The organism is Seleniivibrio woodruffii (assembly GCF_004339245.1).
Classification (GTDB): Bacteria; Chrysiogenota; Deferribacteres; order Deferribacterales; family Geovibrionaceae; genus Seleniivibrio; species Seleniivibrio woodruffii.
The window spans coordinates 471,892-487,570 of sequence record NZ_SMGG01000004.1 but is presented as its reverse complement, the minus strand read 5'-3'; the positions used below and the strand labels follow the sequence as shown (position 1 = coordinate 487,570).

Below are 15,679 nucleotides of genomic sequence, written 5' to 3'. Positions count from 1 at the left end.
ATGAAACTCTATGACCTGCACACACATACCACATTCAGCGACGGAGTGCTTATTCCGGCGGAATCGGTACGCAGGGCAATAACAGACGGCTACGGCGGAATGGCCATCACGGATCATGCGGATGAGTCCAACTATCTGCTGATACTTGAAAATCAGCTGAGATTCAAAGAGCAGTTCAACGCTAAAAGCGGCGATTTCAAAGTCATAATCGGCATTGAGATAACCCATGTTGAACCGGACAGAATAGGCGAGCTGACAGTGAAAGCCAGAAAGGCCGGAGCGGATATAATAGTGGTTCACGGAGAGACCATCGTCGAGCCTGTGGCGGAGGGTACTAACCTTGCCGCAGTTGAGGCCGGAGTGGATATCCTTGCCCACCCGGGACTTATTACGGAAGAGGAAGTGAAAAAAGGCATAGCCAACGGCGTGTTCTTTGAGATTTCCACCCGCAAAGGCCACAGCATAACCAACGGGCACGTCGCAAAGACCGTTCTGGAGCTTGGCGGCGAACTTGTGATAAACAACGACTACCACGCACCCGGCGACAGGGTCAGCCTTTCCCAGGCACAGCGTATCCTTATGGGAGCGGGGCTGACAGAGCAGCAGACCGAAAAAGTAATTAATAATAATAAAGTTCTTTTTAACAGACTTTACGGAGGAAGAAAGTGAGCAAGAGAAAACCTGTAATCGACATCGAAGAAGAACCTATTGATAAGGTGGAGCATTTTTTAGCCAAAAACCTGAAGAAAATGATAATCGGTCTGGCTGGAGTTTTTGTTCTGTTTATCATTGGCTACACCTTTACAAAACTGGACAACTCAAAGGACAGCATGCTGGTTAATAAGGTCGGAATGCTTGAACTCACTGCAATGATGAACAATTACGAAACGGCAAAGGTTGCGGACTATAACAAGTCTGCCGCAGAGTTCAAAGATGCCGCAAGCTACATAAACCTGCGCTCAGCTCAGATGTACGTTCTCAGCAATAATGCTAAAGATGCCGCAGAGCCCCTTTCAAAAGCCGGCGGCGAAATGAAGGAACTCGCAGACAGCCTTAAGGCTGACACTGAAGGCAAAATTGACGCTAAAGCATACATCGCAAGCGGTAAACTTACATCCGTATGGTATTACAGAGCCTGCCTTGACGCCACAGGTGCAGAGAAACAGAAACTGATGAAAGACTTCGAAACAGCATATCCCAAAAGCGAGCTTCTTAAGCAGCTGAAAAGGTGGAATGGCTGATGAAGAAGGTTTTAAGCGGAAACGAGGCTTTTGCACGTGCGGCCTATGAGGCAGGAGCAGGGGTTGTCAGTTCATACCCCGGAACCCCCAGCACGGAGATAACAGAGAACGTAGCTCAGTACAGAGAGATATATACCGAGTGGGCGACAAACGAAAAGGTCAGTCTTGAGGTGGCTATCGGAGCCAGCCTTGGCGGAAAGCGTGCCATGTCCTGCATGAAGCACGTCGGCCTTAACGTTGCGGCTGACCCCCTCATGACACTGTCATACACAGGTGTAAACGCCGGACTTGTCATTATAGTTGCGGACGACCCAAATATGTACAGCTCTCAGAACGAGCAGGACAGCAGACATTTTGCCCGTTTCGGCAAAGTGCCCATGTTCGAACCCTGCGACAGTCAGGAGGCGAAGCAGTTCACCAAAGACGGTTTCGCAATTTCCGAAGAGTTCTGCACCCCCGTACTGGTTCGCTCAACCACCAGAATCTCACACGTTCAGACCATCGTTGAACTGGAAGACAGGGTTGAAGCTCCCAAATTTGCGCCGGAAAACAATATCCCCAAATGGGTTATGATCCCCGCAAACGCCAGAAAAAGACACAGATTCGTTGAGAACAGAATGGAGCTTCTCACCGAACTTGCCGAAGGCGACAAATATAACAAAATAACCATGAACGACAAGAGTATAGGTGTAGTATGCTCAGGTGTTGCTTACACTTATGTAAAGGAAGCACTGCCCAACGCATCCATCCTGAAACTCGACCTCGCATGGCCGCTCCCCATGAAGAAAATTGCTAAATTCGCCGCATCCGTTGATAAGCTGTATGTGGTTGAAGAGCTTGATAAATTTTATGAAACAGAGATCAGAGCCGCAGGTGTCAAGGTTGAAGACCTTGACAGGGACATCTGCGGAGAGCTTTCTGTTGATGCGGTGCGCAAAATGTTCGGACTGCCCTGCGCAGAGGCGGACGTGGACACCACGCTCCCTTTCCGCCCGCCCAGCATGTGCCCCGGCTGTTCCCACAGAGGCATATTCTATGCCATCAACAGGCTTAAGCTGTTTGTAACAGGCGATATCGGCTGCTACACACTGGGTCTTCTGCCGCCCCTTCAGGCAATCAACACCACAGTATGCATGGGCGCAAGCATCGGTATGGCGCATGGTCTGGACAAGGCCGCTGACGATATGTCACGCAAGTCCGTAGCCGTTATCGGCGACTCGACCTTCCTGCACACAGGTATCAACTCGCTGATAAACACTGTATATAATCAGGGTCACTCCACGGTCATCATCCTTGACAACACCATCACAGGCATGACAGGCCATCAGGCAAACGCAGGCTCAGGAAAAGACATCCACGGCAACGCTCTGCCCTATAAAATAGACTTTGCGGCCATCTGCAAGGCTGTGGGCGTTAAAGAGGAGAATATCCGTGTGATAGACCCCTTTGATATCGCAAATGCTATGGAAGTTCTGAAAGAAGAGACCAGCAAACCCGAACCCAGCGTGATCATCACCAATAAACCATGCATATTCGCCGACAGAACAGTCATCGAACAGCCTTACTTCATCCATGAGGATAAGTGCAGCGGATGCCGCATATGCACAAAACTCGGCTGTCCCGCAATTCTCTGGAATGCTGAGAAACGCATCGCCGTTATCGATGAGAACCTCTGCACCGGATGCCATCTGTGCATCAAGGTCTGCAAATTCGGCGCAATCGAGCAAAGGAGCAAATGATGAAACTGGATATACTTATGGTCGGTGTCGGCGGACAGGGCACGGTTCTTTCCAGCAACATTGTGTGTGATGTGGCTCTGGCGGCAGGTTACGACGTTAAAAAAAGCGAAATCCACGGTATGGCTCAGAGGGGCGGAAGCGTTGTTACGCATATCCGCATAGGCGAAACTGTCTCCTCGCCCACCATTCCGCTCAAAAGTGCTGATATAGTAGTTTCATTTGAAAGAATGGAATTTTTGAGATATTCTGAGTATATTTCGGATAACACTACGCTTATTCTGAATACTCAGATGATATTCCCGCCCTCTGTTGCGGACGGTGCGGCTGAATATCCTCAGGATAAGGTTGATTCGGTGAAATCGAAATTCAGCAAAGTGTATGAAATCGACGCTATTTCAAAGGCTATTGAGCTGGGCAACCAGAAGATAGCCGGTATGGTGGTTCTCGGTATTCTGGCAAAGGCTGTTCCCTTCGGCAAAGAGGCATGGGAACAGGCTGTTAAAGACCGTGTACCGCCGAAGACAATAGACCTGAACCTTAAAGCGTTTAATACTGGATACAATCTATAAAATTTACCGTACGGAGGTGTGGCTTGGAATATTCGGTAGGCAGTTTTGATCTGCATATGCATTCAAGCCACAGTTCCGACGGTGTCCTCTCTCCCGCCCAGATACTGACCATCGTCCGGACAAGGGGCATCAGCACATTTTCCATAACCGATCACAACACATTGGCCGCTTGCAACGAAATGAAATGGAACAAGGGCAGATACGGCTCTAAGACCTTATTCATTAACGGTGTTGAGCTGTCTACCTTCCATGGCGACAGGGAGATACACGTCTGCGCATACGGATTTAACGAAAGCTGCCACACTCTGCTGGGTATTCTGGAAACTTTCAAGCGCAATCGGGATCTTCAGACGCAAATGCGTGTGGAAAAACTTCAGGATATGGGTTTTATTCTGGACTACGAAGAGCTGCATAAATCATCCGGCGGGAAGACACCCTCAGGGGTCACTTTCCTTACGGAGCTCTCGAAGCATAAGGAGAACGCAGAAAAGCTTTACGACTATCTTGAAGGCGAAAAATCTCTTTCACCGTTCACAAACTTCTATTTCGACTATTTTGTGAAGGGCGGAAAGGCCTGGGTTGACGTCCGCATGCTGGATTATTACGAAACAATAGAAAAGCTGAAGGACAAAGCGGTTCTCTGTATTGCCCATCCGGGACTTTATAAGGACAGGGAGATAGAGGAACTGATCACCGACGGCATTTCATGCATAGAGGCATACAGCACCTATCACAGCTCCGAACAGGTTCAGAAATACCTCGATATAGCCAGAAAGCACAACCTCCTCGTAACGGCCGGAAGCGACTTTCACGGCGACCGCATCAAGCCCGGAATCCACATCGGCGGACACGGCTGCACCGACAGTTCCGTTATAGATCCGTTCATTGAAAGGGTGGTTGATCTGAAATACGGCTTCTATTTCATCTGACAACCTGCATCGCAGGGAGAAAATGCTTGCTATTTAAACATCCATGTGCTAGAAACTAAATCAGGTGGGCATTGCCCGCCGATTTTTTTGTAAGGTATCGGATACCAATATTCGGAGTCAGATGAAGAACCCTGTAAGCAAAACCATTCTTGATAAGATAAGACCTCAGATCGAATCTATCGTCAAAAGCAAGAGCTATGAGCTCTTTGATATTACGCTTCGGAGCGAACCCGAAGGCAAAGTCCTCAGAATAACCATCGACAATGACAGCGGGACGGGGATTGAAGACTGCTCTGAAATCAGCAGGCTGGTATCGGCTTATCTGGATTCGGATGAGTCCCTCATTCCTTATGCCAACTATATGCTGGAAGTCTCCACACCGGGGCTTATGCGCCCTCTGCGGACAGAGACCGAGTTCAAAAGGTTTGCCGGACGCAAATGTAAAGTGGTTACAAAAACAAAGGATGAATCCGGCAGATCAAACTACACAGGCGTTATTAAAAATGCCGAAAACGGTGTTGTTGATCTGTTCGTTGAGAAAGAGAATAAAATTTTTAAACTGAGTATAGAAAACATTTCCAAGGCCAATCTGGAGATTGAGTTTTAGGAGGAATAATGAGCAAGGAACTTACTAAAGTTGTCGATGAACTGGGCAGAGAGAAGGGCATATCCAGAGATATCCTTTGCGATGCGCTTAGAGAAGCTATTCTGGCTGCCGTTGCAAGAAAGATCGGCAAGCTCCTTGAACCCGACGTTGTAGTTGACATAGACAGAGGCATCATAGAGATTCTGCTTCCCAAAGAGGTCTGCGAAGGCGTGGACGAGAAGTGGACGGAAATATATATAGACGATGCTCAGCAATATAAAGAGAACGCTCAGCTCGGCGATGTTATCATGGTTCCCACAACCCTTGAGGAACTGGGACGTCAGGCCGCACTGGTTGCCAAGCAGAAACTTTTTGAAAAGATCCGTGAGGCTGAAAAACAGGTTGTTCTCGACCAGTTTCAGGACAGAGTGGGTGATGTTGTTAACGGTGTCGTTCTTAAGACCGACAGAGACAACCTCATCATAAACATAGGCAAGACCGAAGCCGTTCTCCCGAAAAGAGAGATGATCAATGGTGATTTCTATAACAGAGGCGACTATGTCCGTGCGCTTCTTCTGGATATCAAAATTGTGAAGGGCTGGCCTCAGCTTATCCTTTCCAGAACTCATCCCCAGTTCCTTAAGAAACTGTTCGAGGTTGAGATTCCCGAAGTTTACGAAGGAATCATAGATGTTAAGGCCGTTTCCAGAGAACCCGGAGATAGAGCGAAAGTTGCGGTTTACACAATGAACAGCAGCATCGACCCTGTGGGCGCATGTATCGGTCTTAAAGGTGTGCGTATCAACGCCATCAGCAACGAGCTGAGAGGCGAAAAGATAGATGTTATCGAATGGTCTCCGGACCCCATCAAGTTTGTGTGCAACGCAATATCTCCTGCGGAAGTTGTGCTGACCAACGTGTTTGAGGACGAAGACACAATCGAAATCGTTGTTCCCGACGATCAGCTTTCTCTGGCAATCGGTAAGAAAGGCCAGAACGTAAGGCTTGCGGCCAAACTCTCCGAGTGGAGACTGGACGTTCTGAAGGAATCAGAGTATGCAGAGATAAGAAAAGAGCGTATGCAGGATCAGGAGCAGGAGCTTAAAGAGTTTTATGAAATATACAACCTTGAGAACCTGTCCGTACTCTCTGCCGATGAAGTTGGAAAACTCATCGAGGCAGGACTTGACGACATAGAAAAACTTTCAAACGCCAGCCCCCATGAGGTTGCTGATGCTGTAAGCAAGGGTGAGGACGAAGCCGTTAACATTATCAACGCCGCAATCGACTTCCTTGCAAGCAAGTTTGAAGATATGGACTCAGAGGAGAACTAGAAAACAGCTTACGATGAAAAGGGTTATAAGAACCTGCGTGTCCTGCGGGGTTAAGAGGGAGAAAACGGAGCTTATCCGCTTTGTTTATTCCGATGAACCGCAAGAGGATGCAAAAGGGAACAGGCAGGGGCGCGGAGCCTATGTCTGCGATAATGAGAAATGCAGAGAAATCGGGCTGAACAGGAAGAAGCTGACAAGATCTCTGCTAAGCAACCAACTAAGACGTACCCGCTAAACAGGTGAAATTATATGTCTGGAATCAAACTGACTGATGTGGCTAAAAAACTTGGAAAAAACGAAGACGAGATTCAGAACAGCCTTCAGGGCTCGGGACACAAAATAGCAGACGACGGAAGTGTGTCCGACGATGCTGTTAAGTCTCTCGGACTCGACCCGAAGCACCTCCATCTCGACAGGAGACAGGAGATGCTGAAAAAGGCTATGGAGCGTCATAAACGACACCCCAAGTCCCGTGAAGTGAAGATGGGGCAGGGTGAAAACGATGCAGTCAGAAAGATTTCCAAACAAGAGCTCATGGAACGTAAGAATAAACTTGCGAATAACATTCGCAGTGTTGATGAAATAAGAGAAAACCATAAAGAAGAGACTGTTGAGCATGTTGCTGAAGAGAGAGTGACAGCCGCTCCCGCAGCACCTGTTCAGGAAGAGGTCAGAACCGTTAAGCCCGAACCTCAGGTTCAGGCGCCTGCGGCTCCTGCTGAACCCGCTGCAAGACAGGAACAGCCCCAGAGACCTCCCAGAGAGGAACGCCCCCAGCAGGAAAGACCTCAGTACGAGCGTTCTAATGAGCGTCCTCAGGGCGACAGACCCCAGTATAACCGTGACGGTCAGCAGGGTGACAGACCTCAGTACAACAGAGACAACCGTCCTCAGGGCGACAGACCTCAGTACAACCGTGACAGCAGCCCGAGACCTCAGGGTGACAGGCCTCCCTATCAGGGCGGTGACAGACCCCAGTACAACAGAGACAACCGTCCCCAGGGCGACAGACCTCAGTATAACCGTGACGGCAGCCAGAGACCTCAGGGCGACAGACCTCCCTATCAGGGCGGAGACAGACCCCAGGGCGACAGACCGCCTTACCGTCCTCAGGGCGACAGACCTCAATATAACCGTGACGGAAGCCAGAGACCTCCCTATCAGGGCGGTGACAGACCCCAAGGCGACAGACCGCCTTACCGTCCTCAGGGCGACAGACCTCAGTATAACCGCGACGGCAGCAGACCTCCCTATCAGGGCGGCGACAGACCCGCTTATAACCGTGACGGCAGTCAGAGACCTCCCTATCAGGGCGGCGACAGACCCCAGTATAACCGTGACGGCAACAGACCCCCTTATCAGGGCGGTGACAGACCTCCCTATAACCGTGACGGCAACAGACCCCAGGGCGACAGACCGCCTTACCGTCCTCAGGGCGGCGGCGCAGGCCGTGGACCCGGCGAGGAGAAATCCATAGCCGAACTGGCAGAAAAGAAAAAGGTTATCCGTGAAAAACCCAAAACTGAAGTGGTTGAGACCAAGAAGGTTAAAGCCAAAGCAGTTGTGGGCAAAAAGGACAAGAATATACATAAGGGTGTGGATGAAGGTATTGAGCTTTTCGAACTTGAAAAGCAGATACTCTCTTCCGACGGCACGCCTGTCGTTGAGAAGGTAGAAGAAACTGAAGAGGCACCCAAAGAGAAAAGACCCGATAACAGAAACAACCGCAGACCTATGAAAAAGCACAAAGGCAGGAGAGAGGAGAAGCAGGAACCTGTAATTATCCGTCCTTCCAGTGTTCAGATAGGCGAGAACATTGTTGTTTCCGAATTCGCAAAACTCATAGGCGTCAAGGCTACAGAGGTTATCAGAAAACTCATCGGTCTTGGTGTAATGGCGAGCGTTAATCAGGCAGTGGACGCCGATACGGCAACTCTGCTTGCGGCTGAATACGGCATAGATGTTAAAGTGAAGTTCCTCACCGAGGAAGACCTTATCCCCAAACATGAGGATAAGGACGAAGATCTCGTTCCCAGACCCCCCATCGTTACCGTTATGGGTCACGTTGACCACGGTAAAACATCGCTTCTGGACAGAATCAGAAGCACTGCGGTGGCTGAAGGCGAGGCCGGCGGTATCACACAGCACATCGGTGCGTATGAGGTTAAGCTGGAGCACGGAACCATCACATTCCTCGACACACCCGGTCACGAGGCGTTCACAACTCTTCGTGCCAGAGGAGCCAGCGTTACCGACGTTGTTATCCTTGTTGTTGCGGCAGACGACGGTGTTATGCCCCAGACAAAAGAAGCTATCGACCACGCAAAAGCGGCGGGCGTTAAACTTATCGTTGCTATCAACAAGATAGACAAAGAGAACGCCAACCCTGATATGGTTCGTACTCAGCTCGCAGACCACGGAGTAATCTCCGAGGACTGGGGCGGCGATACGCAGTTTCAGGAGATTTCGGCCAAGCAGAACCTCAACGTTGACGCACTGCTTGAAAGAGTCCTCCTTGAGGCGGAACTGCTTGAGCTTAAAGGCAACCCCAAAGCTCCCGCAGAAGGTATCGTAATCGAATCGAAACTTGACAAACAGAAAGGCCCCGTTGCCACAGTTCTTATCAACAGAGGTACGCTGAATAAAGGCGATAACTTCGTTGTCGGCACTGAATATGGCAAGGTAAGGGCTATGTTCAACTATAAAGGAGCGGCCATCAAGGAAGCGGGACTCTCTGTTCCTGTTGAGATTATGGGCTTCTCCGGCGTTCCGGAATCGGGCGACAGATTCATCGTTACAGCCGATGAAAAATCAGCGAAAGCCATCGCCGAGTTCCGTACTGATGAGAAACGCAAGAACACTCTGGCTGAGAAATCGGCTGTCAGCCTTGCGGATATCTTCAATAGAATTAAAGAGGGCAAGCTGAAAGAGCTTAACATAGTTCTTAAAGCCGACGTTCAGGGTTCACTTGAAGCTCTGAAATCCTCTCTGATAAAACTGTCCAACCCCGAGATCAAGATCAACATCATCTCAAGCGGCGTGGGCGGTATCTCGGAGAACGACATCATCCTTGCCACAGCGTCCAGCGCAATCATAATCGGCTTCAACGTCCGCCCCGGACAGCAGGCGAAAGCCAAGGCCGAACAGGAAGGCGTGGAACTGAACCTGTATTCTGTCATCTATAAAGCTATAGACGACGTTAAGCAGGCGATGGAAGGTATGCTTGACCCCAGCCGCAAAGAGGAGATCCTCGGCCGTGCGGAAGTCCGTCAGGTGTTCTCAGTTCCGAAGATCGGCAAGATCGCAGGTTCTTACGTTACAGAGGGCAAGGTGGCCAGAAACGCCAGCGTCAGGGTCATCAGGGATTCCATCGTTATCTACGACGGAAAGCTCCACTCTCTTAAACGTTTCAAAGACGATGCGAAAGAGGTTGCACAGGGCTACGAGTGCGGTATCGGTGTTGAGAAATACAACGATATCAAAGAGGGAGACGTTTTCGAATTCTACATCATGGTAGAAGAGAAGAGAACTCTGGAAGACGTCCGCAGAGATGCCGACGCTAAAGAAAAAGAAGAGAGCAGCAACAATTAATTCTTGACCTTTTAAGAATATTGTACGAATATACTTGTTCCGCACCTATCGGGGTGCGGAACGCAATTTGCCGGCCGTTGAAACGGTTTCCGCTCATGATGGGGCGGTTGCTGTGCAATCGGAAACAGAGCAGGAGATATTTTGGTGAGAGACAGAAGAGTAGCGGAGCTTTTACGCTCAGAGATAGCAAACGTGATTCAGAACGGAGTCAAAGACCCTAAGGTTAAAGACGTTGTTATCACCGGTGTGGAAATTTCCAAAGACCTGTCCAGCGCCAGAGTATTTTTCAGCACTTACAACAAAAGTGCTAAAGAAGGTATTGAGAAAGGGCTCAACCGATCCGCAGGGTTCATCAAACACTGCATCGTTAAGGGTCTCACCATCAAAAAAGTACCCGACCTCCGCTTCATCTACGATGACTCATCCGATTACGGCCACAAGATTGACGAAGTTTTAAAGACCATCAATCCTGAGCAGTAATGGATGGCGTTGTAAATATCTACAAAGAAAAAGGTATTTCATCATTTGCCGTTGTGAGGGCAGTTCGCAGAATCTTCAACACGAAGAAATGCGGCCACACAGGCACCCTTGACCCGCTGGCGGAAGGAGTTCTTCCCGTCTGTCTGGGTTACGCCACCAAACTTGCAGATTACATGATGGCCATGGACAAGGAATACGTTGCTCAGTTTCGTCTGGGCGAGGCCAGAGACAGCTATGACACCGACGGCGAGATAACCGCCGAAAACCGTGACATACAGCCTTCCAAAGAGGAGGTTGAAGCAGTTCTCAAGGGCTTCATAGGCGAAGTGGAGCTTACTGTTCCGGCTTACTCCGCAGTCAAGATAAACGGTGTCCGTGCCTATGACCTTGCCAGAAAGGGCGAGATAGAGGATGCCGGAAGCAGAATAATGTCCATAAAGGATATCGAACTGATGGACTACAGCTATCCCGACGGGCTTTTCCGCATGAAGTGCGAGAAGGGCACATACGTCAGAAGCGTTATCCACGAGGCAGGGCTTAAGCTGGGAACCTACGGAGTTATGAGCGGACTTATCCGCACCATAAACGGAAGATTCACTCAGGCGGCTGCCTATAAACTGGGCGACCTTGAGAAGATGAAGGAGGAGGGCAGGCTTAACGAAGCTGTCATCCCCGTTGACAAGGCTCTTGAGTGGCCGAAGGCGATCATTCGTGAAGAGGCTGTCAAGCTGGTTAAAAACGGTGTGTCGGTCAAAAGACACAACTACCAGACAGTGCCCGATTCTGAGAGCAGATATGCTTTTCTGGCGGCACAGAACGGAGAACTGCTGGCTTTTGCCGAAAAGGGAAGCCTTGCAGACCAGCCCTATGTAATAGTGAAATTACTGGTTTAGTCCGGAAAACGGCTGAATCAGGTGAACAAATAAACTGACTTAAATTTACCACGGAGGTATTTGACAAATGGTAATGACTAAAGAACGTAAAACGGAAGTTATCGCAGGTAACAAAACCCACGAAAGCGATACAGGTTCTCCCGAAGTGCAGATTGCTCTTCTGACAGAAAGAATCACTTATCTGACAGAACACTTTAAAAGCAACCCCAAAGACCACCACTCAAGAAGAGGCCTTCTTCTTCTCGTTGGTCGCCGTAGAAAGCTTCTCGATTATGTAAAAAAGAAAGATTACATGAGATACAAAGGCATCATCGAAGCTCTCGGAATCAGGAAGTAATTTTAAATGGATAAAAATGTACAGATTTTCCCTATTCGCCTGCGTGAAGACGCTGACGAAATAATTTTTGAAACCGGTTGGAAAGCAAAACAGGCCAACGGCAGCATCTGGGTTAAACAGGGCGGCACAATCGTCCTCGTCACAGCTGTAGGCCAGAAGAAAGCAGCGGCTAATCAGGGATTTTTCCCCCTTACCGTCAACTACTTCGAAAAGTTCTACGCAGCTGGCAAGATCCCCGGCGGTTTCTTCAAGAGAGAGGCTAAACCCTCCGACAAAGAAACCCTGATCTCACGTCTGATCGACAGACCCCTGCGCCCCATGTTCCCCGATGGTTTCAGAAATGAAACTCAGGTGATAGCTACAGTTGTGTCATACGACGGCGTAAACTCGCCCGATATGCTCGCAATGAACGCTGCCAGTGCAGCTCTTATGATATCCGATGTTCCCTTCAACGGACCCATCGCAGGTGTCAGAGTGGGCAGACTGGACGGTCAGCTTCTCATCGATCCCCCCGCAAACCGCACTGACGAACTGGACATCAACATTATCCTCGCAGGTACTGACGATGCCATCGTTATGGTTGAGGCCGGAATGAACAACGTTTCCGAGGAAGAGGTTGTTGAAGCCCTTCAGTTCGGTCACAAACACATCCGTATGCTTGTTGCTCATCAGCTCGAAATGGTCAAAGCTCTCGGCAAAGAAAAGTTTGCTTACGAGACATTTGCCGTTCCCGCTGAGGAAATTGATGAGGCTATGGCTCTTATCGGCGAAAAGATCAAAGCGGCTCTGGTTATTCCTCAGAAACTTGAGAAATACGCCGCAATCGATAAACTCGGCGAAGAGTTTCTCGTTCTTATGAAAGAGAAGGTCGGCGAAGAGGTTTATAAAGAGAAAGAAGGCCACTACAAAAACGTTTACCACGAAGTAGAGAAAAAAGCCTTCAGAGACTTCACAATCGACTCTAAAACCAGAATCGACGGACGTTCATACGCTGAAGTTCGTCCCATCGACATCGAGCACCAGCTTCTGCCCATGGCTCACGGTTCGGCTCTGTTCACCAGAGGCGAAACTCAGGCTCTGGTCGTTGCAACGCTTGGAACAAAAATGGACACCCAGATTCTGGACAACATCGAAGGTGAAGGCAGAAAACGCTTCATGCTGCACTACAACTTCCCCCCCTTCTGCGTGGGCGAGGTTGGCTTCATGAGAGGCCCCGGCCGTCGTGAGATAGGCCACGGAGCCCTTGCTGAGCGTGCACTCTCCTACATCCTTCCCCATGAGGACAACTTCCCCTATACCATGCGTATAGTTTCCGAAGTTCTGGAATCAAACGGTTCCTCCTCAATGGCCACAGTTTGCGGCGGATGCCTCAGCCTTATGGATGCGGGCGTTCCGATCAAAGCTCCCGTTGCGGGCGTTGCTATGGGTCTTATCTATGAAGGAAAAGACAGATACGCAATCCTCAGCGACATCATGGGAACAGAAGACCACCTCGGCGATATGGACTTCAAAGTTGCCGGTACTAAAGACGGTATCACAGCACTTCAGATGGACATCAAGATCGAAGGTCTCTCAAAAGAGCTTCTTGAAACAGCTCTTGATCAGGCGAAAGCTGCAAGACTCCACATCCTCGGCAAAATGGTCGACGTTCTGCCCGAGCCTAAGGAAGACCTTGCACCCACAGCTCCCAGATACCTCACCATGAAGATCAACCCCGAGAAGATCGGTATGGTTATCGGACCGGGAGGAAAGATGATCAAATCTATCATCGAGGAATCCGGAGCATCCATCGATATTGACGACACAGGCAAAATCAACATCTTCGCTGTCAGCAAAGATGCGATCAACATCGCTCAGAGACGCGTCAACGAAATCGTTGCCGAAGTTGAAGACGGTGCTGTTTACGATGCTACAGTCAAAAAGATCATGGAATACGGCGCTTTCGTGGAACTTATCCCCGGAATCGAAGCTCTGCTTCACGTTTCCCAGTACAGCAATGAGCGCATCAACAAGATTGAGGATTTCCTCAGCGTGGGCGATGTTGTTCAGGTTAAAGTTGTGGGCAAAGACCCCAACGGACGCTACAAGCTGTCCAGAAAAGTACTTCTTTCTGCTGATAAACCCGCAGAAGAGAAATAGATCTAAAGGCGGCTTCGGCCGCCTTTTTTCTTCTAAGCCTCCCTTTAATAAAGGGAGGTTTGGAGGGATTTTCTTTTATTTGCAGGCAAATCCACCCCAGCCCTCCTTTGCCAAAGGAGGGGGAAACACATTACTTGACCCCTTCCCATTTGCAGTGTAAAATTCCCCTTCATTCAACCCAAAAGGATACTTAATGAGAGAAATTTTCAATGTCGGCAATATCCCCGTCATTTTCGAACGGGTGACAAGTCTTCCCGGGCTTTTCACCATATCCGTGTTCTTCGACACAGGTTCCTCAAACGAAACAAAAGCCAATAACGGCGTTTCCCACTTCATAGAGCATATGGCCTTCAGAGGCACGAGGGACTACTCATCCGAGGAGATAAGCAGGCTTTCCGAGATGTACGGCGGATATATGAACGCCTATACCTCGAAAGAGACAACAGCTTATTACATAAAAGGTTTTTCAGGCAATCTGGAACTTTTCATAAAACTGATGGCAAATATCTGTTTCTATCCGGTTTTCGAGAAAGAGGATTTCGAACAGGAGAAGCAGATAATCATCGACGAGATAAACTCTATCATGGACAACCCCGAGGAATATCTGGGGGAGGTGGCCGAAGAAGAGCTTTTCAAAGGCTGTTCCCTTGAGCTGCCTGTTTCCGGCACGGTGGAGTCTGTCAGCGCATTGGAGTTTGACGAACTTAAGCGGTTCTACACCGAAAACTATATATCCGACAACTGCGTGATAGCTGTCTGCGGCGATGTTGACAGAGAGGATGTCCTGAACTGTGTTTCAAAATATTTTCCTTCCGCAAAAGACAATTACGCAGGAAAGTTCAATCACTGCATCCCCGCTTATTCTGTGGTAAATCGAGACTTCAGCTTCAAATCCGGACAGAGTTACGTCCAGCTGATGTACCCCGCTTTTGAATACGGCAGCGAAGAGAGATACCCGCTTTCAGGCGGAATAATGCTGCTTGGGGGGCTGATGAGCTCTCGCCTGTTTCAGGAGATCCGTGAGAAGCGTGGACTCTGTTACAACATAGAGGCGGAATCCGTTCTTTACAAATGTGCGGGCTATGCGAACATTCTTTATTCATGCGCAGAAAAGAGCGGCGACAAGGTGCTTGAACTGGTTCTTTCCGAGATCAGAAAACTGGTGGAAAAGGGAATCTCCGACGATGAGCTGACAACAGTTAAGAATCAGCTTATCTTTTCGTACATATCAAATTTTGAGACTCTGGAAAGCAGGGTTCAGATGAATTTCAGACATATTTACCACTACGGCAGGCTCCTTGAGAGCGATGAGATAATGTCCAGAATAGAATCTCTGGACAGAAAAAGCATTCAGGAAACTGCTCAGAAGATATTCGGAGGGGAGTATTCAATATGCAGACTTGTAAAGTAAAGATAAAAGCTGATTTTCCGGAGCTTATGCCGGAATATAAGACCGAACACGCCGCAGGAATGGATATTATGGCGGCTCATGGCGGCGAGATAAAGCCTTTTGAGCGTGCACTGGTTAAAACCGGACTGTACATCGAGCTTCCCGAAGGATTCGAAGCCCAGATACGCCCCAGAAGCGGCCTTGCCCTTAAAAACGGAATAAGCATCCCCAACTCCCCTGGCACAATAGATGCCGATTACAGGGGCGAGATAGGTGTGATCCTTATAAACCTTTCCAATGAAACATTTGTCTACAGCAAAGGGGACAGGATAGCCCAGATGGTTGTTGCCCCAGTTGCAAAAGCTGTTTTCGAAGCTGTTGATGTGCTGGGTGAAACTGAGCGTGGCGCAGGCGGTTTCGGACATACGGGCGTTTAACATAATTATAATTA

15 protein-coding genes are annotated in these 15,679 nt (G+C 49.1%); all 15 read left to right on the top strand.

Going from position 1 to position 15,679, the window contains the following annotated elements; translation table 11 throughout:
* The 15 genes from C8D98_RS08400 to dut all read left to right on the top strand — a co-directional run bounded on the left by C8D98_RS08400 (position 1) and on the right by dut (position 15,665).
* Positions 1 to 669 (top strand): histidinol phosphate phosphatase domain-containing protein, encoded by a 669-nt coding sequence (locus C8D98_RS08400; protein ID WP_132873687.1) that lies wholly within the window; start codon positions 1 to 3, stop codon positions 667 to 669.
* Positions 666 to 1,241: a YfgM family protein gene (locus tag C8D98_RS08395; RefSeq protein ID WP_132873686.1), complete on the top strand. Its 576-nt coding sequence runs from the start codon at positions 666 to 668 to the stop codon at positions 1,239 to 1,241. Before C8D98_RS08400 ends, C8D98_RS08395 begins: the two co-directional genes overlap by 4 nt.
* Positions 1,241 to 2,980, top strand: coding sequence for an indolepyruvate ferredoxin oxidoreductase subunit alpha (gene iorA / locus C8D98_RS08390; RefSeq protein WP_132873685.1), 1,740 nt, complete (start codon positions 1,241 to 1,243; stop codon positions 2,978 to 2,980). Before C8D98_RS08395 ends, iorA begins: the two co-directional genes overlap by 1 nt.
* Positions 2,980 to 3,549: an indolepyruvate oxidoreductase subunit beta gene (locus C8D98_RS08385; RefSeq protein ID WP_132873684.1), complete on the top strand. Its 570-nt coding sequence runs from the start codon at positions 2,980 to 2,982 to the stop codon at positions 3,547 to 3,549. Before iorA ends, C8D98_RS08385 begins: the two co-directional genes overlap by 1 nt.
* Positions 3,550 to 3,572: 23 nt before the next feature.
* Positions 3,573 to 4,478, top strand: a complete 906-nt coding sequence (locus C8D98_RS08380; RefSeq protein WP_132873683.1) for a PHP domain-containing protein — start codon at positions 3,573 to 3,575, stop codon at positions 4,476 to 4,478.
* A gap of 121 nt (positions 4,479 to 4,599) precedes the next feature.
* Positions 4,600 to 5,085: a ribosome maturation factor RimP gene (locus C8D98_RS08375; RefSeq protein WP_132873682.1), complete on the top strand. Its 486-nt coding sequence runs from the start codon at positions 4,600 to 4,602 to the stop codon at positions 5,083 to 5,085.
* 8 nt (positions 5,086 to 5,093) lie between these two features.
* Positions 5,094 to 6,398 (top strand): transcription termination factor NusA, encoded by a 1,305-nt coding sequence (gene nusA, locus C8D98_RS08370; RefSeq protein WP_132873681.1) that lies wholly within the window; start codon positions 5,094 to 5,096, stop codon positions 6,396 to 6,398.
* A gap of 13 nt (positions 6,399 to 6,411) precedes the next feature.
* Positions 6,412 to 6,633, top strand: a complete 222-nt coding sequence (locus tag C8D98_RS14055; RefSeq protein WP_132873680.1) for a YlxR family protein — start codon at positions 6,412 to 6,414, stop codon at positions 6,631 to 6,633.
* A gap of 248 nt (positions 6,634 to 6,881) precedes the next feature.
* On the top strand, positions 6,882 to 9,989 hold the full coding sequence (infB, locus tag C8D98_RS08360; protein WP_430717333.1) for a translation initiation factor IF-2: 3,108 nt from the start codon (positions 6,882 to 6,884) through the stop codon (positions 9,987 to 9,989).
* Between the two features lie 144 nt (positions 9,990 to 10,133).
* Positions 10,134 to 10,469 carry a 30S ribosome-binding factor RbfA gene (rbfA, locus tag C8D98_RS08355; protein WP_165871242.1) on the top strand — a complete coding sequence of 112 codons (336 nt, stop codon included), beginning with the start codon at positions 10,134 to 10,136 and terminating at the stop codon, positions 10,467 to 10,469.
* Positions 10,469 to 11,362 (top strand): tRNA pseudouridine(55) synthase TruB, encoded by an 894-nt coding sequence (truB, locus tag C8D98_RS08350; protein WP_132873677.1) that lies wholly within the window; start codon positions 10,469 to 10,471, stop codon positions 11,360 to 11,362. Before rbfA ends, truB begins: the two co-directional genes overlap by 1 nt.
* Before the next feature lie 73 nt (positions 11,363 to 11,435).
* On the top strand, positions 11,436 to 11,699 hold the full coding sequence (gene rpsO / locus C8D98_RS08345) for a 30S ribosomal protein S15 (protein ID WP_415238502.1): 264 nt from the start codon (positions 11,436 to 11,438) through the stop codon (positions 11,697 to 11,699).
* Positions 11,700 to 11,705: 6 nt separating this feature from the next.
* Positions 11,706 to 13,838 (top strand): polyribonucleotide nucleotidyltransferase, encoded by a 2,133-nt coding sequence (pnp, locus tag C8D98_RS08340; protein ID WP_132873675.1) that lies wholly within the window; start codon positions 11,706 to 11,708, stop codon positions 13,836 to 13,838.
* Positions 13,839 to 14,031: 193 nt separating this feature from the next.
* Positions 14,032 to 15,249, top strand: coding sequence for a M16 family metallopeptidase (locus C8D98_RS08335; RefSeq protein WP_132873674.1), 1,218 nt, complete (start codon positions 14,032 to 14,034; stop codon positions 15,247 to 15,249).
* Complete coding sequence (dut, locus tag C8D98_RS08330) at positions 15,231 to 15,665, top strand: dUTP diphosphatase (RefSeq protein ID WP_132873673.1); 435 nt, start codon at positions 15,231 to 15,233, stop codon at positions 15,663 to 15,665. Before C8D98_RS08335 ends, dut begins: the two co-directional genes overlap by 19 nt.
* Positions 15,666 to 15,679 lie beyond the last annotated feature (14 nt).

What these genes read in the sequence shown, in the direction of transcription:
- C8D98_RS08400 (WP_132873687.1), top strand. Translation starts at nt 1, where the DNA reads ATGAAACTCTATGACCTGCACACACATACCACATTCAGCGACGGAGTG.
- iorA (WP_132873685.1), top strand. Translation starts at nt 1,241, where the DNA reads ATGAAGAAGGTTTTAAGCGGAAACGAGGCTTTTGCACGTGCGGCCTAT.
- C8D98_RS08385 (WP_132873684.1), top strand. Translation starts at nt 2,980, where the DNA reads ATGAAACTGGATATACTTATGGTCGGTGTCGGCGGACAGGGCACGGTT.
- C8D98_RS08375 (WP_132873682.1), top strand. Translation starts at nt 4,600, where the DNA reads ATGAAGAACCCTGTAAGCAAAACCATTCTTGATAAGATAAGACCTCAG.
- nusA (WP_132873681.1), top strand. Translation starts at nt 5,094, where the DNA reads ATGAGCAAGGAACTTACTAAAGTTGTCGATGAACTGGGCAGAGAGAAG.
- C8D98_RS14055 (WP_132873680.1), top strand. Translation starts at nt 6,412, where the DNA reads ATGAAAAGGGTTATAAGAACCTGCGTGTCCTGCGGGGTTAAGAGGGAG.
- infB (WP_430717333.1), top strand. Translation starts at nt 6,882, where the DNA reads ATGGGGCAGGGTGAAAACGATGCAGTCAGAAAGATTTCCAAACAAGAG.
- truB (WP_132873677.1), top strand. Translation starts at nt 10,469, where the DNA reads ATGGATGGCGTTGTAAATATCTACAAAGAAAAAGGTATTTCATCATTT.
- rpsO (WP_415238502.1), top strand. Translation starts at nt 11,436, where the DNA reads ATGACTAAAGAACGTAAAACGGAAGTTATCGCAGGTAACAAAACCCAC.
- pnp (WP_132873675.1), top strand. Translation starts at nt 11,706, where the DNA reads ATGGATAAAAATGTACAGATTTTCCCTATTCGCCTGCGTGAAGACGCT.
- C8D98_RS08335 (WP_132873674.1), top strand. Translation starts at nt 14,032, where the DNA reads ATGAGAGAAATTTTCAATGTCGGCAATATCCCCGTCATTTTCGAACGG.
- dut (WP_132873673.1), top strand. Translation starts at nt 15,231, where the DNA reads ATGCAGACTTGTAAAGTAAAGATAAAAGCTGATTTTCCGGAGCTTATG.